Genomic DNA, 22,838 nt, shown 5'->3' on the forward strand with positions numbered 1-22,838 from the left:
ATGAATCTATATACCTTGGAAAGAGTATAAAATGAGGTGGAATTATGGATAAAGCAAGAATCCTGGAACAGTTGATCAAGGAACAGGGCTATAATCTGAAGTCTTTCGCTGCCAAGTGTGGCATGCCCTATACAACCTTATATGGAATCATTAAGAACGGCGTAGGACGCGCCAGCGTCAACAATGTCAACCTAATATGCCGGAATCTGGGAATCGAGATGAAAGACTTGGAGGCAATGGCAAAGGGTACCCCTGTCAAAGAATACGAGCCTACTTATGAAGATGTGGAACATCTGATCGCAAGGAATGGAAAGGAATTTTCCACAGAACAGAAGATGCGCCTGATCAAACTGCTGTCCGAAATTGATTCATAAAGGACTGGTTTTATTGGCTGATACAAAGATTATCGCCGCAACTTTAGAAGTGTTTCAGGAGTGCAAAGTGCGCTCTTTTCCGGTGGACTGCTGCAGTCTGCTCAGGCACTATGGATATAAGGTATACACCTATAAGGAATTAAAAATGAAAAATAATGAATTGTATGAGATGTGCATGGGCTATTCCGACGATGCATTTCAAGATGGATGCACCGGCATCATTGCCTACAATCAGGACAAGCCTGCCGGAAGAAGCCGTTTTTCCTTGATGCATGAACTGGGCCACCATGTCTTTGCACATGTAGGGAATTCTTCCCGGAATGAGCGGGAAGCCAATGCCTTTGCCAGCAATCTTCTGGCTCCGCGCATTGCAATTCACTACGCCCATTGCCATTCTGCTTCCGATGTGGCACATATTTTTGAACTTTCCTACGAGGCCGCTTCCAATGCATTTGCCGACTATCAGAAATGGCACGCAAGGGTTGCCCGCTATTCCATGACCACGCTGGACCAGCAGATGTACCAGCACTTTTACCATTCATCCGCAAGACGGTTCGTCTGGAATATCCGTAGATGCCCCTCCTGCGGCAGAATACTATACAATCGTCAGGAATGCGGATGCCAGTTGACTGCTTTACCAGAATATATTCCTGCTTTCGGAACGGAAGATGCCTGGGACAGAGATAGCGATCGGCAGTTTAAAGGAGCCTTGAACCGCTGGCTGTATGGGGAATAGAAAACGGCTTTTCCACACTTTGAATTGTGGAAAAGCCGTTTGTTTTATAATCCATATTTCTGATACATCGAAGCCCGGTATGACTCGTCTTCACTGACCCTTCTTATATCCTCTAAACGATTCTCATTAAGTAGCCTATGGATTAATTCTGAAAGACGTAACTCACCTATTCTCTCACCCCTCCTTTCACCTATTCTCTCACTTTTTTGTTCTCTTTTTTTGGCTTCTTCCTCTAATTCTTCGGCAAATAACTCCTTTAATGCATCGCACAACATATCTCTCGCCTCCTTCATCGCCTTCTGGTTTGCCCGGACTACCAGATCCATTACCGCCTGGTATAGTTTCGAATCCTTATGCGCTTTATAGTCCCTAATCAGCCGGTCTGTCTCCTGATCTGCCCTTATATCCGTCCTGAGGCTATTAAGCCATCTGTTCTCATCACTGGAAAGTTCATGGTTTAATATAATCTGAATCGGCAGGAACTCATTTTCCAGCCAATAGATTCCATTCTCGACCTTTCTTATGGCAATCTTCCGCTCCTCTTCTAAGATTCTTAGCATCTCCCTTGGATAGTGGCTGCACACAAAGGTTATGGTAATCTCCTCCATCCGAATATCTCCAACTTTCTCCGTATCTGACTGATAAAAACAAGCGTATCCGTAAACTTTATAAAAGTCGTTGATGCTCAGATAATCCCCCGGACTTTTATATTCAATCAGGTTATGCTTCCGAAAAATTCTCCCAATATTCTTGCGTACCGGGGAATCGGTCATTTTCTTTACAATCAATGTGTCTATACGCATCGGCTTCTTGCTTAATTCGTACTCCGGATAGAACTCCAGATTCCCGGATTCTTCCTGTAATTCAATCTGCAATGCTGCGCAGAATCCCGGATGCCATTGTAAAACCTTATCTGTCATCTGGTACCTCCATTATATTTAATTTTATCTTCTCTTGCAAGGTTATTGGTCGGATTCATTCATAGGCATCACCACATTTCTGTCTGAATTACAAATCGGATAATCCTGACGAACGTCAGATAGGATTATATAGATATTTTAGAAATAAGATTTGTGAGATTACTGTAGCATATTTCTCTAATATAGGCAATCCTTTTTCCTGGTATGCCTGACAAGCCTGGTGAATATGACCAGCAGAACATTTCAACATATCAGCAAAGTTTACAACATTTTGTAGCATCAAAAAGAGCAGGTTTTAAGCACCTGCTCCTTGCAAATATTCGAAATCTAAAACTGCGCATAGATGAATCCGCCCGTGGTGGTCATCACATACCCAAACATGGGAATCCCGAACACCAGCATCCCATACACGGCCCACCGAATCACCAAAGGCTTCCTTCCCAGACTTTCCCGGATCTGAATTCCCCTCTCCTTTAAGAAGCTGATCAGGAATACCACCAGGCAGCCCATCGCCAGGATCATATAATCCAGTTTGTCCAGTCCCAGCATCATCAGAGAGCCGTCCGTAAGCGTGGCAAGGCTGAACCCTGTCACCGTGCTCTTCATCATGGCAAATGCGGCCGACAGGCTGACAGCCATGTCAAAGTACCAGCTGATATTCACCAGCAGGAAGGTCCGAAGGATCTGTACGACATGCCAGGCCCCGGACTTGGGATTGATATGGAACTTCTCGAAACCTTTGCGGTAAAGTGGGGCCAGCAGGCTGCTGATCGCGATGATCAGGCCGTTATACAGGCCATAGGCAATGTATTTCCATGCGGCGCCGTGCCAGATGCCAACGACCAGAAAGACGATAATATTAGCAACGCAGATGGGAACCACCCGCCCGGTCTTCTTGCCAAAGGCCTTTTTGGACCATTTGCCGAACTTGCCCATCCATTTAGACAGAGACACCGGATAAAAGATATAGTCCTTCATCCAGGTCCCCAGCGTAATGTGCCAGCGATGCCAGAAGTCTGTGATGGACGTTGCAAAGTAAGGCCGCTTAAAGTTCTGATCCAGTTCTACGCCAAAGAGCGCGGCAACACCCATGACTACATCCATGCCGCCGGAAAAGTCCATATACAGCTGGATGGAATACATCAGGACGGCAACGATATTCGTCACGCCGGAATACTGGGTATAATTCTGGAATACCTGATTTACCACCACTGCTGCCCGGTCTGCCAGCACCAGTTTCTTGAAGAATCCCCATAACATCAGTTGAAGCGCGTACTGGGCCTTCAACAGATCAAAGGAATGCTGTTCATACAGCTGCCTGGCCAGCCTGTCGAATCTGCCGATGGGCCCCTGCAGCAGCTGGGGGAAAAAAGATACAAACAAGGCAAATCGGAACGGATTCTTCTCGGCTTCGTATTTTCCCCAGTATACGTCGATGATATATCCCATGGACTGGAATGTATAGAACGAGATTCCAAGCGGCAGGATCAACTTCTGGAACGAGATTCCTGCATGGAATATAGCGTTTACATTCTCAATCGCAAAGTTGGTATATTTTAAGACCGCCAGCATGCCGAAGTTCAGCAGCAGGCACCCGATCAGGATTCTCCGCTTTCTCGACTTCGCCTCATTCCTGGGCAGTTCTTTGTGGTTCACCCGATCTAAGAGTCTTCCCGTCCCGTAAGTGGTGATGGTGGTATAGAGCAGGAAGAACAGAATCTTGATTCCCGATGATGCATAGTAGATATAACTGAAGATCAGCAGCCATATCCACTGGAATCTTTTCGGAATCAGATAGTAACCGATTACCGCGATTCCCACAAATATCAGGAATTCCATTGATATAAGGGACATGTTTCTCCTCCGCTATTTAGGCTTCCTGAAGACGCTGTACCATATCCCACAGCGCCTGTGCCGAGTTAAAATTCTCAGGCACGATATCCACAGGCGTGATCTCGATGTCAAATGCTTCTTCCAATTCTCCCACAATAGACAGGATCGCAAATGAGTCCAGCACTTCGTCATCAATCAATGTGGTACAGGTCTCATAGTCTGCATCCGGCTGGATGTCATTTAAGATTTCCAATAATTTTTCCATATTCTTTCTCTCCTATTTTATCGTTTCCTTTTAGTTTTCTTTTTTTGTCTCTTTCTCAGACAGATATTTTCCCAGCTCTGCGCTGAATTTTTCTGCCTCTTCGCCATACATATGGCCGTCATAATCCCAGTAGCCTTCCATGCTCCGATCGATGTTCAGTCCATCGTCAAAATTAAAGTTCTTGTACGGGACTTGATATTTCTTGGTCAGGGCTTTAAAATATGCATCCGACTGCCGGAAGCTATCCGGCATATTCGCTATCGTGTCCGCAGGGACCGGCAGAGTAATCACTTCCAGCTCGATTCCCTCTTCCTTGCAGAATCTAACCATTTTTCTGAAATACGCAAGCGCTGCCGGACGTATCTGTCCTTCATCCCAAGGGACATTATTGAAAGTTCCCTTATCCGCCCCTTCGGCTTTGTCCTGATAGAGGAATCCTCTGTCCGCATAATGGCCGCCAGGCACGTCCAGGATCTTCGGGTCATGCGACTGATATGCGGAGCTAAGCTTCTTCTTAGCCGTCTCTTTGGCCTGCATCAGGTTATTCTTATAGTAACTCCAGGGAAAGAGCGTTCCCCTGAATTCCAGTTCCATGATCTTATTTACAAAGTATTCTGCCTTATTTAGCGACCATGGGAACTCCTTATAAAAGAAAATGGACGTAGAGCCAAGTCTCTGGTCCAGAATCCAGTAAGATGGATCCAGTTCATAGATGATTTTCTCCGGCTTATGCTTTCTGCAGGCTTCCTTCATCAGATAATAAGTATCCACCGGATACTCGTCTGCCATGCACAGGTTGAAACTCTTCTTTCCTGTCACCTCGTCGACTTTCCCGGGGCTGATCCCATACTGTCCATGGGAGGTGCCGATGAATAGATAATCAAAAGGCCCTTCCTCTTTCACTTTGTGCAGATTCATCCACACCACGTTAGGCGGCATGGTAATCCAGTTCAGGCATCCGGACAGTACCGCGCAGATAGCCAGGAACAGGATGATCCTTATAATTTTACATCTTTTTTTACTTTTCATGTCTATTGTTCTGCCTCTATACAATTGATCTCGTCCGTACTTCGGCGTCTTCTTGCCACTTTGATGCCTTCGCTTTTTGAATAGAACAGGACCTGCGGCAGATCCCTGCTCAGGAACAGATACATGCCTTCCGTCACAGAATAGGCCCCCGTACGCTCAAATACCAGTATATCTCCAATCTTCGCCTGCTGCAAGGGCAGATTCTTCACAATCACGTCATTGACGGTACACAGCGAGCCGCATACGTTCCACTCCGTTACATCCTTTTGACTAAAATCCTCCTGCTTAATGCCTTTTTGCTCTTTGTCCACAGATACTTCTTCATATCTGCCCTCTTCCTCGTGATACTGGCGATAATGAGGACGCTTCATTGCCATAGCCTGTCCAAAATAGGTCAGGTGATGGATGCCTCCATCCACGATACAGTACTTCTGTCCCATATTTTCCTTCTGATCCACGATGGCGGTCAGGTAGCAGCCGCAATAAGCAGCCAGATACCGGCCCATTTCCAAAGTAATCTTTCCCTGGAATCGAAGTTCTGAAAGAAATCCTGCAAACTCCTTCAGCATGGCTTCATCATCAGCCTCTTCGTCTGTAGAAAAATACGGCACATAGAATCCGGGACCATACTCCAATTCTTCTGCTTCGTATCCATAGGATTCTTTCAGCATTGTTATCAATTCATCCAGATGCTCCAGTTCCTTCTTAATTTTTGCCAGTTTCTTTTTCTGGGTTCCGGAATAATGCTGCAAGCCTATGATATTTACATGGGAATACTCGTTTCGCCGCTCTATGATCCGACAGATCTCTGCCTCATCCATCCCGAACTGGTTGCCGCTGGTCACGCGGATCAGGGCCCGGATACGGATGCCTTCCTTGCAGGCGCATTGTTCCAGAAGTTCCAGATGACTGGCAGACTCTATGGTATAGGTTCCCTTATCCCTATAATTACACATAACATGGGCAATGTCCTTCTCCTCCTTATATACGCCGGAGAGCACGATCCGTTCCATAGGAATCTGGCAAGTCTCGCATATGCCAAACTCCCCCGGAGAGCAGACTTCATATTTGTCAACCACGTCCTTTAAAGGCTTTACCAGAAACGGATTGGCCTTCATGGCATAGCAGAGGCTTGCCTTTCCTCCAAGAATTTCCCGGATCATGGCGATTCTTTTTTTCAACTCATCGATATGGAATACATAGGACGGCGTCTCATATTTTCCGGCAATCTGCCTTAATATATCTCTATCCATGCAATCCCTCCTTATACTGCGTTTTCAGCCCTTTACGGTCGATCTTCCCATTATTTGTAATCGGAAGCCGATCCATCTTTATGAATACATTCGGCACCATGAATGCCGGCAAAGCTGTCCCCAGGCTTTTGACAATCTGGCGCTTTTCCAGTTCTCCTTCATAGAATGCCACGATTTTGTTCTTCTCTTCATCATAGATGCAGCACCCGCGCCTCATTCCTTCCACCCGCTCCAAGGCAGTCTCGATCTCTCCCAGTTCGATCCTGTGGCCCATGTGCTTAATCTGGTAGTCTTTCCTGGATGCAAAATACAGATACCCGTCTTCCCCATAGTAGCCCAGATCTCCCGTCCGGTAGATTGGCTCCAGATACTGCCCATTCAGAGGATTCTGCATAAACGCAGCCTTCGTCTGCCTGGGATCATTATAGTACCCCAGCGAGAGCGCCGTGCCGGATACGCAGATCTCCCCTTTCTTGGAAGGCTCTGTAACCAGACGGTCTTCCTCATCCAGAAGAAACACCTTCTCATTGGGAAACGGCTGGCCGATCGGCAGGTTCTCGCCTGGCTGAAACTCCCGGTCAATCTTATAATACGTACAGTTGCAGGTAATCTCCGTAGGACCGTAAACGTTGGCATACCTGGCATCCGGCAGGTACCGCCTCCACTCGTTCAGATGCTTTACGGGCATTACCTCGCCGGAGAAGATTACCTTGTCTACCTTGGAGGGCACCTTGTACTCGAACCCTTTCAGCGTCGTAATGATACACAGCGCGGAGACGGCCCAGATCAAGGTAGTCACTTCCCGTTCCACCAGATAGTCCAGCAGTTTCGTGGGAAACGAAAAGAGTTTCTTGGGAATGATCTGCATGGCAGCGCCTGTCTTTAGGGTGGAATAGATATCCTTTACCGATACGTCAAAATCAAATGGCGCCTGATTTCCGATCACATCTCTGTCGGTAATTCCAAAGATCTGCGTAAAATCTTCCATAAAGTCAATGACTGACCGGTGGCTTACCACCACGCCTTTTGGAATGCCTGTAGAACCGGAAGTGAAGTTGGCATAAAGCGGGTCGATGTCAAGCCTCTGGCTTCTGATTTGCTCCAAAAGTACGGGGGCTTCTTGCGTCTTTAATGCCTCTTCTATATCTATGACCACTCCTTCAAAGCCCAAGCCATCCAACTGCTTTTTATACTTTAAATCAGCCACCAATACCCTGGCCTTTAGTGTGTCCAGGATCTGCCTCAGCCGTTGGGACGGCAGTTTCGGATCCAGGAGCACATAAAAACAGCCACCATATACCGCGCCCATAAAGGAATAGATCGCATTTACGCTCTTCTCCATCAATACGGGAACCGGCATCCTGGGGCTTACCTTCTGTGCAAGACAGGTTCCCACGGCCCTTGCCCTCATCTTAAGTTCCGCATAGGTGCAAGATGCCCCTTCATCCGCAAAAGCTGTCTTGTCAGGATACCTGCTTTCAGATCGTTCCAGATACTCTAATATATTTCGAATCATATTTTCCCCCTGATTATATAACATTCTTGATATGCTATCTAGTTTATACGATACTGGAGAAAATGTCTATTACATCCATAAAATCTTAATAATTATCCGGCGGAAAAGGCCTTATTCATTGGCCTTTTTCCTATAACTTCTGTAATTATAGAGTTCCAGTTTTTCTTTCAGTTCCCTGCCCAAACGCTGCGCGTAAGTACAGAATATGTTTTCTTCAAAATAAAGAATCCGGTTTCTGGTATCTACTTTCCGGACCAGATCCAGATTCGCCAGCGTAGATGATTTTGTCTGAAAAAAATAGGGCGCGACCTTCTCATACAAAGGCTTTACATCCGCATGGATCTTGCCTGTGCCTTCTTTATGGACGACCTTGCAATAGTGGGAGGATTTAATGGTTTCAAAATAGTAGATATCTTTCAGCGATACTTTCATCCATAAATAATCCTCGCTCATAATATACATGTGCTTGTACTCTTCCGTTGCTGCTCACTCCTTTAGCTGCCCTACACTAAGAAACCTTATTAGTATACCATATATAAAATACTATACATCTCCCTAAAACAGGTCGACTTTTCATATTATGTAAAATTTTGTCGCATTTTGTAGTATGAAAACATCATAATAGGCGGCCTATGCATATGCACAGGCCGCCTTCCGACAGTCTTCCCTATTCGCCCAATCCGCTCTCAATGGCTTCCACCATTGCCTTTAACGCCGCTTCTTCATCTTCCCCTTCACATACCAGTTCGATCTCGTCGCCCTTTTTGATACAGGCGCCAAGCACGCTTAGAACGCTCTTCGCGTTTGCAGCCGTATTGTCATACTCGAACGTCACCTTGCATTTAAAACTGCTGGCTATATTGCAAAATATTCCAGCAGGCCTAAGATGTAGTCCGGTGGGGTTAATAATTGTAACTTTCTGCCTAACCATAATCTCCTCCGTTTATCCTTCTTGCTATACTATTCACCAGCAGGAGCATTGGAATCCGCTTCTTCCAAAACCACCTCTACGCTGACTTCATTTACCAGGGAGCACCCATCCGGAAGTTCCACGGTTACCGGTACCCGATAAGTCCCAGGCGTCGTATAATCCTTCAAGTCTATGCTCACCTTCTTTGCTATGGAGAACACATCCAGAACCGCGCTGGGACCTTTGATCTGTATCTCCAGATCTACTGTGCTGTCATAACTTATCTGCAGCTCATCGGCAAGGTTGTTGACCATGATGGAACTGGTCGAGACTTCAAATATCCTCGCTCCCGGCTGCTCGATCGAAATGGATACCACCACATTGCTGGCATTCTCATCTGCCAGGGTGACTCCTTCTGGCAGATAGGATGAGATATCTACCGTCTTTTCCGTCCTCTGGGTCAGTTCGGATACCTTAAGCGCCTCCGCCGGGACATCAATCTCGGTCAGTCCCGCCAGATCCTTCTTCTCCCCGGATACCCGGACTTCCTGAGGCTCAACGGTAATTCCGCTTACTTTATAGCCTTCCGCTGCAGTTACCTGGGAAGTATCCAGTTTAACAGGTATGCTCTTGATCTGATAAAGAGTTACTTCTACGCTGACGCCATCCTTGCCCAGATTATTCGCCAGCAGCGTCTGGTCAATCACATTATTATTCGCGTCATACAGTACAAGTTTTGCCTCAAGGGTCGAATTCTCGGATAATCCTGAGACATCTACTTCAGCCACTACCTTATTGATGCTGTTGATCACCTTCTTAGGTCCTCTTAAGGTAACCTTCTCCGGATTCGCCGTCATCTCTCCTACCATATATCCTTCCCTCACCGTACCGGTGGTAGTCGGAGTGATAGGGAAATTATTCTTTGCCTCATCATCGATCTGTACTTGCAGATTCCGCGGCGTCGAGTAGGCCTTTTCATATTTGTAGCCCGGTATCGTCACTTCAATGGGAACCTGGGTTCCCAAAGTCAGTTCCTTCATATCTGCAACTGCCCTAATATCATCTGCCTTGATATTATTGAGAACAGAACGTTTGGCAGTTACGGTAACGCTTACTTCCTGGGTATTGTCTATAATCTGGTAGGTTCTGTTGTTGTCCGTTACAATCTCTTCATTCATTACCGTGACAGGAATGCCGGAAAAGGTCTTATCCGTCACCGGATTGTCGATATTAACCACGATAAGCCACATAAAAGCGGCAATCAGAAAGGCTAATATCTTAAGACCAAGATTATCCATTAGTCTTTTTTTCATGATTATGCCTTCCTTTCCATAATGCCGCTATTTTATTGACTTCCGTCTTTTTATCCTGAATGCTCGCTAATTTTTCCCTCAAATCTTTCTGGCTGATATTGCGCAACAACTGGCCTCCCTGTGCCACGGACACTTTGCCCGTCTCCTCCGACGCCACGATTACCAGCGCGTCGCTTACCTCGCTCATTCCCACTGCAGCCCGGTGCCTGGTGCCCAGGTCCTTGCTGATGCCCATGTTATCCGACAACGGCAGATAGCAGGTAGCCGATACGATCCGGTCTCCCCGGATAATGATTGCTCCATCATGCAGCGGCGTATTGTGCTCAAATATATTGATCAGAACCTGGCTGGAAACAAGACAGTCCATCTGGATTCCTGTACTTTCATACTCTGTCAGCCGGATCGCCTGCTCAACGACGATCAGCGCGCCGGTCTTAGCCTTACCCATCACAAAGGCTGCTTCTACGATACTCTCTCTTGTCTCCTCGCTGAAACGCACCTTCTCCCTGTTAGTCTCAAAAGGCACCACGGAACTGAGAAACTTCTTTTCACCAAGTTTCTCCAGGGCCCTCCTTAGTTCCGGCTGGAATACCACGATTGCTGCCGTCGCCATAACCGTTACGGCATTCTTGGCAAGATACAATATGGTATGCATCTTGAATATGGCGGCTAAAAGAATGAATGCAGCAAGCACGATGATTCCCTTGAGAAGCATCCACGCCTTCGTGTTTTTAATCCAGACCATGATCTGATATATCAGGAAGGTAAGGATCAATACTTCAATCACATCGGTCAGGTGAATCTCCGGGAAATAAAACCCTGTGACATATTTTCCCGCAAATCTGGTGATCTGCTGTTCCATTCTTTCACCTCCTTCTTTCTATGCTTCTAATCTTTTAAATCCAGGTCTTTTCGAAGACTCTGGGTCAGAAGCATCTTATCTACTTCCCTCATATCATGCTTCTTTGCTGACGGTCCCTTCTTTGCGGAAGGCCTCCTTGGCGCTTTCGCTTTCTTCTGGGACGGCGCTGCTGCATTCCTGCCCTGCCCTTTCCCTGATTTTCTGCGCACCTCTTCGGTATTGATGATCTCAGTCTCCTGCCTTTCATTGATTCTCTTCACCGTCTTCTCCGGCGTGGAGATGGAGACCTTAGGGATTGCTTTTACATAATAATAATATTCATCATCCTCGAACTGGAGATTCTCGCTTCTTGCATAATCCACCGTAAAGAAGAACAATTCCAGCACAAGCCCGATCCCAACGGCCGCAATACTTCCTCCGATCAAGGCTCCATAGGAAGTATGTACGCCAAGCGCGATGTCGCCGACCGCGATTACGATGATGCTGGCTATTGCCCCCGCGATGATGGCAATCTTCCAGGCATGATCCATTGACTGTCTGCGTAAAGTATATACCACAAAGAAGCAGATGATGAATGCCACGATGATAACCCACATCTCTTTATTCTGGAAAACCTGCTTGGCATAATTGGCAACCTGGGTCAGCATTCCTTTTGCGCCTGCCCCCTCAATGGCAGCAGCCGACTTCTTCACATACTCCATCATATAGAATACGATCGTTCCACATGCAATGGCAACCAGGCTGACCGGAGCTGCCACCAGACCGCACGCAATGGGAATGACGTATGGAATCTTCAGCACAAAAGCCAGTGGCGTCAGCAGCACAATCAGGGCCATCTTCGGCGTCAGCCTTAAATAGAAGATATACATGATCAAAAATACGATTGCCGTAACCGCCAAGGTTCCTAAGGATACGGCAAACATATGGGCCAGTATCAGAACCGTTGCCATTACGACGGTAACCATCAGCGGCAGGAAGGTACAGATGACTGCCAGGGCAAGGGATGCAACCGGCGATGCCGCGGCCTTCATAAAACCTACATTATGGTTAATTACTGAAAATGTTACTACAGCCAGGATAAACTGGAGCGCCTTATCGAATATCTTGGAATTTCTCCCATATATCTCCTGCAGGCGTCCACGAAGCACATAAATACTATCCATCTATCTATTCTCCTTTTCATACATCTTTAGCAGTCTTGTCAGATCATGGTTATACTTCTTCACCCTTTGTCTGGCATCCCTGTGCTTTTGATTATAGATATGGCTGGATATCACGGTATACAGAACCACCAGGAATACATAGCCAGCCAGAATAATCACCGCGAGCATTACGACAAGCCCGTTTGACATCTTCGAAAGCAACTGCTCCATTCCTGCCAGCATAGCCAGCCCTACCACGCACGCATAGCCAAACGTCACCCAGAGGAAAGAGCATATGCCATGCATGCTTGCGTAATCTTTTCTGTAATATGCGCTGACCTTGAAATCTTCCTTTCCCTGCGTCTGTTCATAGAAAGCAAGACGGGTCATAAGCTTCACTTTTTTTTCGTCTAACATAATCCACCTCAAAATGTTGTCACTGTCATTTAAACATCATTTTCAGTATAACAAATATTAGTACCCTTGTCCAATACTTATAGTCAAAAAATAGACTTTTTCAACCCCCGCCCTCTTCAAAATATCTGCCGCCGCATCCATAGTATTTCCAGTGGTATAGATATCGTCAACCAGCAGTACGGTTGGCACCGGAACAAACCCGCGTCCCAGTGCGAAGGCCTTCCTTAAGTTTGCTTTTCTCTCCCTATGGCCCAGCGTCTTCTGCGGGCTTGTAGGTATCCTCCGGCAAAGACTGGTTGCGTCTACCGGCATCCCCATCCTCCTGCCAAGTTCGCAGGCAACGATCTGTGCCTGATTGTAGCCTCTTTTTCTTTTTCGAGTACTGTGCAGTGGAATCGGAATGATCAGGTCCGGATCCCATCTTCTGATGGATAGAGCGAATTGCTCCGCCATTTCCCTGGCATACCAGATTCCAAAATTTCTCTGATTGTGATACTTGAACTGATAGATAGACGTGCTGACCGGCTTTCCATGAAGCCAGAGCGCAAGACCGCTGTCATAATGATGATGTGTATGCGAGCAGTCATGACAATATTCCTTCTCCATACGGGCAATCGGCTTGCCGCATCTTTTGCATCTTGGCTCTTGGATCTTCAGTTTTTCCAGTTCTTTCCGGCAGACACCGCAGATTCCCCGGCTGCTTGCCTTGCCACAGAATGGGCATATTTCAGGCCAGAGCCAGCGGAGGGCAGTTTCATAGATTTTTCGTAAGATTGTCATTGTAATTCTTGGATTCGCTGTGCAAGGCTGGTATTGCGGTCCTGCTCATTGGTATTGCGTATCATCTCCTGGAATACCGAATCGCTTCCCACCAGAGTCACGCACTGCCTTGCTCTTGTAACAGCCGTATACAGAAGATTCCTGTGGTACAGCTGCCTAGGTCCCTGCAGAAGTGGTATGACCACCGCAGGATATTCACTCCCCTGTGATTTATGTATGGTAATGGCATATGCCAGTTCCAGCTCATCCAGTAAAGCATAGGGATACTTTACCATTCTTTTTTCATCATATTCCACAATCACCGTCTCTTCATAGGTATTGATCTCCCGGATGATTCCCATATCCCCGTTAAAGATTCCCATGCCTTTGTCAATGGTCATGCCATATTTGGTGGCTACTTCCCATTCCAGCTGGTAATTGTTCTTAATCTGCATGACCTTATCCCCTTCTCTGAACAGGCGGTCTCCATATTCTTTTTCTGTCTTCCCCGCCTCCGCTGGATTGAGATACTCCTGCAGGATACGGTTCATCCGCTCCACTCCCAGCAGGCCTTTGCGCATTGGGGTCAGCACCTGGATATCGTATGGCTGGGCATTGACATACTTGGGCAGTTTCTTCTGAATTAGAGTGATAACCACGCTGATGATGACATTGGCATCCTGCCGCTTCAGGAAAAAGAAATCCCTGCTCTTATTATCCAGCACGACTTCTTCCCCACGGTTGATCTTATGGGCATTCACCACGATGTCGCTTTCTCCTGCCTGGCGAAAGATCTTGGTCAGCATCACCACCGGAAAGCATTGAGAATCAATAATGTCTTTCAGCACGCTTCCCGGCCCCACGCTTGGAAGCTGGTTCCTGTCCCCCACCAGAATCAGCCGCGTTCCCGGGGCGATGGCTCCCAGCAGGGCATGCATAAGCGGAAGATCCACCATGGACATCTCGTCGATAATGATCACATCCGCTTCCAGCGGATTCTCTTCATTGCGCCCGAATCCATTGACCGTCTCATCTTCTGGATTTCCGCTGACTTCCAGAAGACGGTGGATGGTCTGGGACTCATATCCGGTGGCCTCGGTCATCCGCTTGGCTGCCCGGCCCGTGGGAGCCGCAAGACGGATATCCAGCCCCTCGCTCTCAAAAAAATGTATCATGGCATTGATGGTTGTAGTCTTTCCCGTTCCCGGGCCTCCAGTAAGTACCACGATGCCTCTTCTGGCAGCCTCCATTACCGCTGTGCGCTGCATGTCGTCCAGGTATAGGCCGGTGTTCTCTTCAATAGCCTGAAGCCTTTTCATCATGCTGGCCTCCGCCACTTCGCAGGCGACATCCAGATCATGGAGCATCTTCGCCACATTCATTTCCATATAATAATAGTGAGAAGCATAGACTCTCATGCCTTCTTTGGATTCCTGCATCACAATCTTTTTCTCGATGGCCAGATCCATCAGATACTTCTCGATATCCTTTATTTCCACTTCCAGAAGCTGGCTGGCGCGGTAGGTCAGCGCTTCTTTTCTCAGATATACATGACCTTCGTTCACACTCTGTAAAAGGGTATAGAAAATACCGCTGCGGATGCGATAGTCGGAATCGGTATGGATTCCGACCTTGGATGCAATCTCATCAGCGGTTTTAAACCCCACGCCAGGCACATGGTCGGCTATCTGGTAAGGATTCTGTTCTATGACACGGTACACGCTCCGCCCGTAATGCTGGTATATCCTTGCTGCCAGAGTCGTCGATATTCCGTATTTCTGCAAATAGATCATTGCCTGGCGCATGTCCTTCTTTTCTTCTACTTGAGTGGCAATCTCCCGGGCCTTGCGCTCGCTGATTCCTTTGATCTCAGCCAGGCGTTCCGGCTCTTCCTCGATGATGCGGAAAGTATCCTGCTTAAACTTTTTTACAATCCTTCCAGCCAGGGCTGCGCCAATCCCTTTCACCGCTCCGGATCCCAGGTACCGCTCAATGGAAACCAAGTCCTCCGGCTCGCAGACTTCGGATGCCTCTGCCTTAAACTGCAGTCCGTACAGTTTATGGGTCGTATACTCTCCCTGTAATTTTAAGAGTTCGCCTTCCTCAATATAGTGGAAGTTTCCGACGCAGGTCATCTCGCCGTCATCATTATTCAAATTAAATACCGTATACCCATTATCTTCATTACGGTATACGATGTGTTCTACATATCCTTTTATACTATCCATTAAAAATCTTTTCGCCCACCCATGAATTCTACAAACTGGCCGGTTCCGATGGCTACCACCTTCATCGGATCTTCGGCAGTCATTGTATTGATTCCGGTCTTCTCTTCGATTAGTTCTTCCAGACCTCTTAACATCGCTCCTCCGCCGGTCAGCATGATTCCACGGTCAAGGATATCGGCAGACAGTTCCGGCGGCGTCCGCTCCAGCACGCTGATCACAGCTTCCACGATCTGTCCCGTGGTCTCCCTAAGCGCTTCTTCCGTCTCGGATGAAGTAACTGTAACGGTCTTTGGAAGTCCCGTGACCAGATTCCTGCCTCTTACTTCCATGGCTTCATCCTCGATCAGGGGATAGGTCGTGCCGATCTTAATCTTGATATCTTCAGCCGTACGCTCTCCAATCAGAAGATTATGCTTCTTACGCATATAGCGCACGATGGCCTCGTCAAAATCATCCCCCGCCAGCTTGATGGAAGTATTTACCACCGTTCCTCCAAGGGAAATGACTGCGATATCGGAAGTTCCTCCGCCAACGTCAACGATCATATTTCCACAGGGCTTAGAGATGTCGATTCCCGCACCGATCGCGGCAGCCACCGGCTCCTCGATCAGATTGACTTCCCTGGCTCCGGCTGCATAGGTCGCCTCTTCCACCGCTTTCTTCTCCACTTCCGTCACGCCGCTTGGCACACAGATGCTGATCCGCGGCTTCTTGAATGTACGCTTGCCCATGGCTTTCTGCACAAAGTACTTTATCATTTTCTCCGTAACCGTATAATCTGAGATCACGCCCTGGCGCAGCGGCCGGATGGCCACGATGTTGCCCGGCGTCCTTCCAAGCATCAGGCGTGCTTCCTCGCCGATTGCCTTAATTGCATTGGTATCCCTGTCAAATGCTACCACGGACGGCTCTTTTAAGATCACGCCCTTGCCCTTGACATATACCAGAACGCTGGCGGTACCCAAATCAATTCCAATATCTATTGACATCCTTATTCCCCTTTCATTATGCTATCTATTTGATTATCATTTGTTTCTCCAATTAAACGCATCTTATGTGCACGTTTCATTATAATCAAATTTCCGAAAAATGGAAACCCCCTTTTTCCTTAATTCTTTGTGAACCGCCTTTATCGCCGCAGCATAGCGTCGATATATTTTCCTGTATAGGATGCAGGATTTGCAGCCACTTCTTCTGGTGTTCCCTGGGCAATAACGGTGCCTCCCTTATCTCCGCCTTCCGGACCGATGTCGATGATATAGTCCGCGGTCTTAATTACATCCAGATTGTGCTCGATGACGATGACTGTGTTGCCGTCGGAAGACAGCCTGCGCAGAATCTCCGTCAATTTATGCACATCTGCAAAATGCAGTCCTGTCGTAGGTTCATCCAGGATGTATATAGTCTTTCCCGTGCTTCTCTTGCTCAACTCTGTTGCCAGCTTGATCCGCTGCGCCTCCCCTCCCGACAGGGTTGTGGACGGCTGCCCCAGGCGGATGTATGACAGCCCCACATCATTGAGCGTCTCCATCTTCCTGCGAATGCTGGGAACATTCTCAAAGAAATGGAGCGCTTCCTCCACCGTCATATTTAGCACGTCATAGATGCTTTTTCCTTTATACTTGACCTCCAGCGTCTCCCTGTTATAACGCTTGCCTTTGCAGACTTCGCAAGGGACATAGACATCCGGCAGGAAATGCATCTCGATCTTCAGAATCCCGTCTCCGCTGCAGGCTTCGCACCTGCCGCCTTTGACATTAAAGCTGAAGCGTCCCTTCTTATAGCCTCTCGCCTTGGCATCTGCCGTAGCGGCGAACAGGTCCCGAATCAAGTCAAATACCCCGGTATACGTGGCCGGATTCGAGCGGGGCGTGCGCCCGATGGGAGACTGGTCGATGTCAATGACTTTATCCAGCTGCTCGATTCCTTTGATATCCTTGTGCTTGCCAGGAATGGTCCTGGCCCTGTTCAGTTCTTTTGCCAGACGCTTGTACAGGATTTCGTTGACCAGCGAACTTTTCCCGGAGCCGGAAACGCCTGTCACGCAAGTCATCACTCCCAGCGGGAACTGCACATCTATATTCTTCAGATTGTTCTGCCTGGCTCCGATCACCTTCAGCCATCCGGTAGGTTTTGCCCGCTCCTTGGGCACCGGTATCTGAATTCTCCCACTTAGGTATGCGCCAGTTATGGAATTCTTATTCGCCATAATCTCTTCTGCATTCCCTTGGGCGACGACTTCTCCTCCGTGTTCTCCGGCTCCTGGTCCGATATCCACAATATAATCGGCTTCGCGCATAGTGTCCTCGTCGTGTTCCACGACTACCACCGTATTGCCCAGATCCCTCAGATGCTTCAATGTTCCCAGCAGCTTGTCATTATCCCTCTGGTGCAGGCCGATGCTTGGCTCATCCAGAATATATGCCACTCCCACCAGGCCGGAGCCGATCTGGGTAGCGAGACGGATCCTCTGCGCTTCTCCGCCCGACAGGCTTCCGGTTGCCCGTGACAGCGTCAGATAGTTCAGGCCCACATCCATCAGGAATTGGATCCTCGCATTAATCTCCTTCAGTATCTGCCCTCCGATCATCATCTGATGCTTGTTCAGCTTCAGGCGGTTCAGGAACTTCTGGAGACGCTCGATCGAAAGCGCCGTAACCTCCGCAATATTCTTCCCGCCCACCGTAACTGCCAGCGCTCCCGGCTTCAGCCTCTGGCCGCCGCACTCATGGCAGGGCGTGATACGCATGAATTCTTCGTATTCTGTCTTGGACGTCACGGAAGACGTCTCCCGGTATCTGCGCTCCACATTACGGATTAAGCCTTCAAAGGCAACGTCATAGACGCCTTCTCCCCGCTGGCCCCGGTAATGCACCTTCACTTCCTTGCCGCCGGTTCCGTTGATGATAATGTCATGAATTTTCTTCGGATACTTTTTAAAAGGAGTGTCCAGAGAGAACTTATACTCTTTGCTGAGCGCGTCCAGGATTGCATAGGTAAAACTCTTCTTATCCGTGCAGGACTGCCATCCCATGACGGTGATAGCGCCCTCGCTGATGCTCAGATTCTTATCCGGGATGATCAAGTCCTCATCAAACTCCATCTTATAGCCCAGTCCGAAACATTCTGGGCAGGCGCCAAAGGGATTGTTAAAAGAGAAACTTCTCGGCTCGATCTCATCAATGCTGATCCCGCAGTCCGGGCAGGCAAAACTCTGGCTGAAGTTAATCGGCTCCCCGCCAATGACATCCACAATCAATAGCCCTTCTGCCAAGGCCAGCACATCCTCGATGGAATCCGTCAGCCTCTGCTCAATGCCCTCCTTAACCACCAGACGGTCTACGATGATCTCTATGTTATGCTTGATATTTTTATCCAGCGCGATCTCTTCTGATAATTCGTACAAGTTCCCATCCACCCGCACACGGACATAACCGCTCTTTTTAGCCCGTTCAAACAACTTTGCATGGGTTCCCTTCCTTCCCCGCACTACCGGGGCAAGGAGCTGGATCTTCGTCTTCTCTGGAAGTTCCATGATCTGATCCACCATCTGGTCCACCGTCTGTTTCTTGATCTCTTTCCCACACTGCGGACAGTGAGGAATTCCGATTCTTGCATAGAGCAGCCGGAAATAGTCATAGATCTCCGTCACCGTCCCTACCGTGGAGCGGGGATTCCGGTTGGTGGACTTCTGGTCAATAGATATGGCCGGTGAAAGTCCCTCGATGCTCTCCACGTCCGGCTTCTCCATCTGTCCCAGGAACTGTCTTGCATAGGATGACAAGGACTCCATGTACCTTCTCTGCCCCTCCGCATAGATCGTATCAAAGGCCAGGGAGGACTTGCCTGAACCGCTTAGGCCCGTCAATACCACTAATTCATTTCTGGGGATATCCAGATCAATATTCTTCAGGTTGTGTTCGTTGGCTCCCCTGATCTTAATAAACTGTCTATTTGAATTCTTTTCGGTCATTACTTTATCCTTTCAATAGTTTCTTCAATTCTACTAATTTATCACGCAATTCTGCAGCTGCCTCGAAGTTCAATTCCGCGGCTGCCTTCTTCATCTGTTTCGTCAGTTCTTTTGTCAGTTTCTCCAGTTCCTTCTCGCTCATGGATTCCGGATCCTTCTCCAGACGCAGTTCTTCAGCTGCCACCTTCTTAGATACGGCGATCAGGTCACGGACACTCTTTTGTATGGTCTGCGGCGTGATTCCATGGGCTTCATTATATTCCATCTGTACCTTCCTGCGCCGCTCGGTCTCATCTAAAGCAAGCCGCATGGAATCTGTGATCGTGTCTGCATACATGATGACATGGCCCTCGGCATTACGCGCCGCTCGGCCAATCGTCTGTATCAGAGATGTCTCAGAACGCAGGAACCCTTCTTTGTCCGCATCCAGGATTGCTACCAAAGTAATCTCTGGAATATCCAGTCCCTCTCTTAAAAGGTTGATACCTACCAGCACGTCGAACACGTCCAGGCGCATATCCCGTACAATCTCGGTACGTTCAAGGGTATCAATATCCGAGTGAAGGTATCTGACCCGGATGCCCAGTTCCCTCATGTAATCTGTCAGATCTTCCGCCATCCGCTTTGTCAAAGTGGTAATCAATATCTTATTCTTCTTCGCGATTTCCTTATTCACTTCTCCAACAAGGTCATCAATCTGGCCTTCCACCGGACGAACCTCTACTTCCGGATCAAGCAGGCCGGTTGGACGGATGACTTGTTCCGCCCGCAGCAGTTCGTGCTGTTCTTCATAGGGACCCGGAGTCGCGGATACGAACATGACCTGATCAATCTTGCTCTCGAATTCCTCAAAACTTAACGGCCGGTTATCCTTGGCAGATGGCAGACGGAATCCATATTCCACCAGCGTGGACTTTCTGGACTGATCCCCATGATACATGCCGCCAATCTGGGGCACCGTCTTATGGGACTCGTCAATCATCATAATAAAGTCATCCGGGAAATAATCGATCAAAGTATGCGGCGGCTGTCCTGGCTCCAGGCCGGTCAGATGCCGGGAATAGTTTTCGATTCCAGAACAGAAGCCAGTCTCCCGCATCATCTCAATGTCAAAATTGGTACGCTCGGAGATTCTCTGGGCCTCCAGAAGTTTCCCCTCGCTCTTAAAGTAGTGGATCTGATCCTCCAATTCCTCCTCAATACCACGGATCGCCCGCTCCATGCTCTCTTTTGACACCACATAATGGGATGCCGGGAAGATGGCCACATGGTTCAGCTCGTTCTTAATCTCCCCTGTCAGCACGTCCACCTCCGTGATCCGGTCCACCTCGTCCCCAAAGAACTCGATCCGGTAGGCCATCCCTTCTGTAAGCGCAGGGATGATTTCCAACACATCGCCCCGCACCCGGAAGGTTCCTCTTTTAAAGTCCATCTCATTGCGTTCGTACTGAATCTCGATCAATTTATGGATGACCTCGTCCCGGTCCTTTTCCATGCCAGGGCGAAGGGAGATGACCATATTCTGGTAATCGATTGGAGAGCCGAGTCCATAGATGCAGGACACGCTGGCCACGATAATGACATCCCTGCGCTCAGACAGCGCCGCCGTAGCGGAATGGCGGAGCTTGTCTATCTCGTCATTGATGGAAGAATCTTTAGCTATATAGGTATCGGAAGACGGTACATAGGCCTCCGGCTGGTAATAATCATAGTAACTAACGAAATATTCCACTGAATTCGATGGAAAGAACTCCTTAAACTCGCCATAAAGCTGTGCTGCCAAGGTTTTATTGTGTGCGATGATCAGTGTCGGCTTGTTTAATTGTGCGATGATATTCGCCATTGTAAACGTCTTCCCGGAGCCTGTAACCCCTAGTAAAGTCTGGCATTGGTTGCCTTCCCTGAAACCTTTTACGAGCTGTTCGATTGCCTGTGGCTGGTCGCCGGTAGGCTTATAGGGGGACTCTAATTTAAAGATTTTTTCTTCACTCATATCTGCTTCTCCCTTTATTATTTTTGAATACTTGATTAGTGATTACACGAATTTTTCGTGTAATCAGGATATTATTTTTCTTATATAAATCGTAAAACACGAATTTTGTTGTTTTTCGGTATCAATTTTATTACTTTCCAAAGAACAAACGTTCTTATTTCATTCTATATGATGTACTATTTAGTGTCAACTTTTCTTTTTAGTAATTTCTTGTATTGCCTTGTCAGGGTTTTTATTGTACGAAAACAGAAGGCAAAGCAATGGATATTTCAAGAAAATTCTATTATGCTTTTACGTTTTTCATTAACCCCGCGCATAAATATACAAAATGTGTAATATTTACAACATTCCCATGATTGCTTTACCTTTGTCAGTTTCCTATCTATTATATCACTTTTCCATTCACCTTACTAATTTAACGTTTGATTTCCTTTTTTCGTCTGAAACGATTTGTTTAGCATCTTCCCTTTACTCTGTCTTCTGTAGCAGTAAGTCTGAATATCTTTCATAAGTCTCTTCTACAGATCCGTATCCCATAAGTGCTGTCAGCATCGAAAATGAAACCTGCTCTGACTTTAACATCCTTTCCGCATACATATCCCTTAAGTCCTGCGTCGTCACAGTAGAAATGTCTGCTTTTTTGCAGATTCTTTTCAATGCGGCATTCATAGAGGACAAACTTCTGTATCCTCCATTGTTTTGGCAAGATACTAAATCATTGTCTTTATAATCATTCCCAAATAAAACCTTTTCCCCCTCATTCCGAATTTTTCGTTTTTCCAACTCTTCTATGATAATTGACGGAACCTTTAATATCCTTTTTGCACTTTCTGTTTCAACCTCTTTTTCGACCGGAATACAGGTGTACTTTCCATTTTCTTTCTTGACATATTCTGCCACCACCTGCCGGCTAATAGTTACTGTCCGTTCTTCGATATTAAAATCCTTAAATTTTAACGCATAGATTTCTCCCCTTTTCAACCCACAAAACATACTTAAAAGCACTTCTAAATACCACGCACTATACTTTACATATTTTATAAACATCACTTTCTCCTGTTCATTCAAAATATAAAGTTCCACCTTTTTCCTCTTGGGTCTTTTACAATCTTTTAACGGGTTGTATTCTATCAGACTATCTGAAAACGCATCTGCTAATGCCATACTAAATAGTTCATACAATTTCAGCCCATAGGATTCTGTTCTGGCTGATACTTTATGGATAACTGTCTCAAGATAAATCTGTTTTTTGCAAGCACTTTTTGGAGAAAAATGCAAAATATTTTTGGAGAATGTTGCATCTCCAAATTGGAGA

Annotated in this window: 20 protein-coding genes; 2 read left to right on the forward strand and 18 right to left on the reverse strand. The window is 47.4% G+C overall.

From position 1 onward, the window contains the following. The first annotated feature begins 44 nt into the window (after nt 1-44). Nucleotides 45-374 (forward strand): helix-turn-helix domain-containing protein, encoded by a 330-nt coding sequence (locus tag HDCHBGLK_RS18385; protein ID WP_004605440.1) that lies wholly within the window; start codon nt 45-47, stop codon nt 372-374. A 13-nt stretch (nt 375-387) separates the two neighbouring features. After that, nucleotides 388-1,110, forward strand: coding sequence for an ImmA/IrrE family metallo-endopeptidase (locus HDCHBGLK_RS18390; protein WP_039909352.1), 723 nt, complete (start codon nt 388-390; stop codon nt 1,108-1,110). Nucleotides 1,111-1,154: 44 nt separating this feature from the next. On the opposite strand, the gene HDCHBGLK_RS18395 is transcribed toward HDCHBGLK_RS18390, so the two are convergent. The 18 genes from HDCHBGLK_RS18395 to HDCHBGLK_RS18480 form a co-directional block, all read right to left on the reverse strand. Further along, nucleotides 1,155-2,030, reverse strand: coding sequence for a hypothetical protein (locus tag HDCHBGLK_RS18395; RefSeq protein ID WP_004605438.1), 876 nt, complete (start codon nt 2,028-2,030; stop codon nt 1,155-1,157). Nucleotides 2,031-2,357: 327 nt separating this feature from the next. Then, nucleotides 2,358-3,884, reverse strand: coding sequence for an MBOAT family O-acyltransferase (locus tag HDCHBGLK_RS18400; RefSeq protein WP_009249179.1), 1,527 nt, complete (start codon nt 3,882-3,884; stop codon nt 2,358-2,360). A 16-nt stretch (nt 3,885-3,900) separates the two neighbouring features. Continuing rightward, nucleotides 3,901-4,128: an acyl carrier protein gene (locus HDCHBGLK_RS18405; protein WP_004605435.1), complete on the reverse strand. Its 228-nt coding sequence runs from the start codon at nt 4,126-4,128 to the stop codon at nt 3,901-3,903. Between the two features lie 30 nt (nt 4,129-4,158). Continuing rightward, the gene (locus tag HDCHBGLK_RS18850) at nt 4,159-5,157 is read right to left on the reverse strand and encodes a hypothetical protein (RefSeq protein ID WP_004605434.1); all 999 of its coding nucleotides are present in this window, start codon (nt 5,155-5,157) and stop codon (nt 4,159-4,161) included. A gap of 2 nt (nt 5,158-5,159) precedes the next feature. Next, on the reverse strand, nt 5,160-6,410 hold the full coding sequence (locus HDCHBGLK_RS18415; RefSeq protein ID WP_004605433.1) for an alanine racemase: 1,251 nt from the start codon (nt 6,408-6,410) through the stop codon (nt 5,160-5,162). Then, a complete protein-coding gene (locus tag HDCHBGLK_RS18420) occupies nt 6,403-7,926 on the reverse strand; it encodes an amino acid adenylation domain-containing protein (protein WP_039909341.1) in 1,524 nt (507 codons plus the stop codon). Before HDCHBGLK_RS18420 ends, HDCHBGLK_RS18415 begins: the two co-directional genes overlap by 8 nt. A 111-nt stretch (nt 7,927-8,037) precedes the next feature. Beyond that, nucleotides 8,038-8,388: a LytTR family transcriptional regulator DNA-binding domain-containing protein gene (locus tag HDCHBGLK_RS18425; protein WP_004605431.1), complete on the reverse strand. Its 351-nt coding sequence runs from the start codon at nt 8,386-8,388 to the stop codon at nt 8,038-8,040. A 205-nt stretch (nt 8,389-8,593) separates the two neighbouring features. Further along, entirely contained in the window at nt 8,594-8,857 is a 264-nt protein-coding gene (locus HDCHBGLK_RS18430; RefSeq protein ID WP_004605430.1) for an HPr family phosphocarrier protein, read from the reverse strand. A gap of 29 nt (nt 8,858-8,886) precedes the next feature. Continuing rightward, complete coding sequence (locus tag HDCHBGLK_RS18435) at nt 8,887-10,149, reverse strand: CdaR family protein (protein WP_004605429.1); 1,263 nt, start codon at nt 10,147-10,149, stop codon at nt 8,887-8,889. Continuing rightward, the gene (gene cdaA / locus HDCHBGLK_RS18440; RefSeq protein WP_004605428.1) at nt 10,127-11,011 is read right to left on the reverse strand and encodes a diadenylate cyclase CdaA; all 885 of its coding nucleotides are present in this window, start codon (nt 11,009-11,011) and stop codon (nt 10,127-10,129) included. The genes HDCHBGLK_RS18435 and cdaA overlap by 23 nt, the downstream gene beginning before the upstream one ends. A 26-nt stretch (nt 11,012-11,037) precedes the next feature. Further along, on the reverse strand, nt 11,038-12,174 hold the full coding sequence (locus tag HDCHBGLK_RS18445) for a hypothetical protein (protein ID WP_004605427.1): 1,137 nt from the start codon (nt 12,172-12,174) through the stop codon (nt 11,038-11,040). Next, nucleotides 12,175-12,570 (reverse strand): hypothetical protein, encoded by a 396-nt coding sequence (locus HDCHBGLK_RS18450; protein ID WP_004605426.1) that lies wholly within the window; start codon nt 12,568-12,570, stop codon nt 12,175-12,177. It lies immediately after the preceding gene. A gap of 57 nt (nt 12,571-12,627) precedes the next feature. Further along, nucleotides 12,628-13,350, reverse strand: coding sequence for a ComF family protein (locus tag HDCHBGLK_RS18455; protein ID WP_004605425.1), 723 nt, complete (start codon nt 13,348-13,350; stop codon nt 12,628-12,630). After that, nucleotides 13,347-15,557: an SF1B family DNA helicase RecD2 gene (recD2, locus tag HDCHBGLK_RS18460; protein WP_004605424.1), complete on the reverse strand. Its 2,211-nt coding sequence runs from the start codon at nt 15,555-15,557 to the stop codon at nt 13,347-13,349. The genes HDCHBGLK_RS18455 and recD2 overlap by 4 nt, the downstream gene beginning before the upstream one ends. Beyond that, nucleotides 15,557-16,546, reverse strand: a complete 990-nt coding sequence (mreB, locus tag HDCHBGLK_RS18465) for a rod shape-determining protein (protein ID WP_004605423.1) — start codon at nt 16,544-16,546, stop codon at nt 15,557-15,559. The genes recD2 and mreB overlap by 1 nt, the downstream gene beginning before the upstream one ends. Before the next feature lie 140 nt (nt 16,547-16,686). After that, a complete protein-coding gene (gene uvrA / locus HDCHBGLK_RS18470; protein WP_004605422.1) occupies nt 16,687-19,530 on the reverse strand; it encodes an excinuclease ABC subunit UvrA in 2,844 nt (947 codons plus the stop codon). A 4-nt stretch (nt 19,531-19,534) separates the two neighbouring features. Further along, nucleotides 19,535-21,523, reverse strand: coding sequence for an excinuclease ABC subunit UvrB (uvrB, locus tag HDCHBGLK_RS18475; RefSeq protein WP_004605421.1), 1,989 nt, complete (start codon nt 21,521-21,523; stop codon nt 19,535-19,537). A 468-nt stretch (nt 21,524-21,991) separates the two neighbouring features. Next, nucleotides 21,992-22,705 carry a tyrosine-type recombinase/integrase gene (locus tag HDCHBGLK_RS18480; protein ID WP_233440713.1) on the reverse strand — a complete coding sequence of 238 codons (714 nt, stop codon included), beginning with the start codon at nt 22,703-22,705 and terminating at the stop codon, nt 21,992-21,994. Nucleotides 22,706-22,838: the final 133 nt, after the last annotated feature.

Origin of the sequence: [Clostridium] scindens ATCC 35704 (assembly GCF_004295125.1) — a bacterium.
In the GTDB taxonomy this organism is placed as follows: domain Bacteria; phylum Bacillota; class Clostridia; order Lachnospirales; family Lachnospiraceae; genus Clostridium_AP; species Clostridium_AP scindens.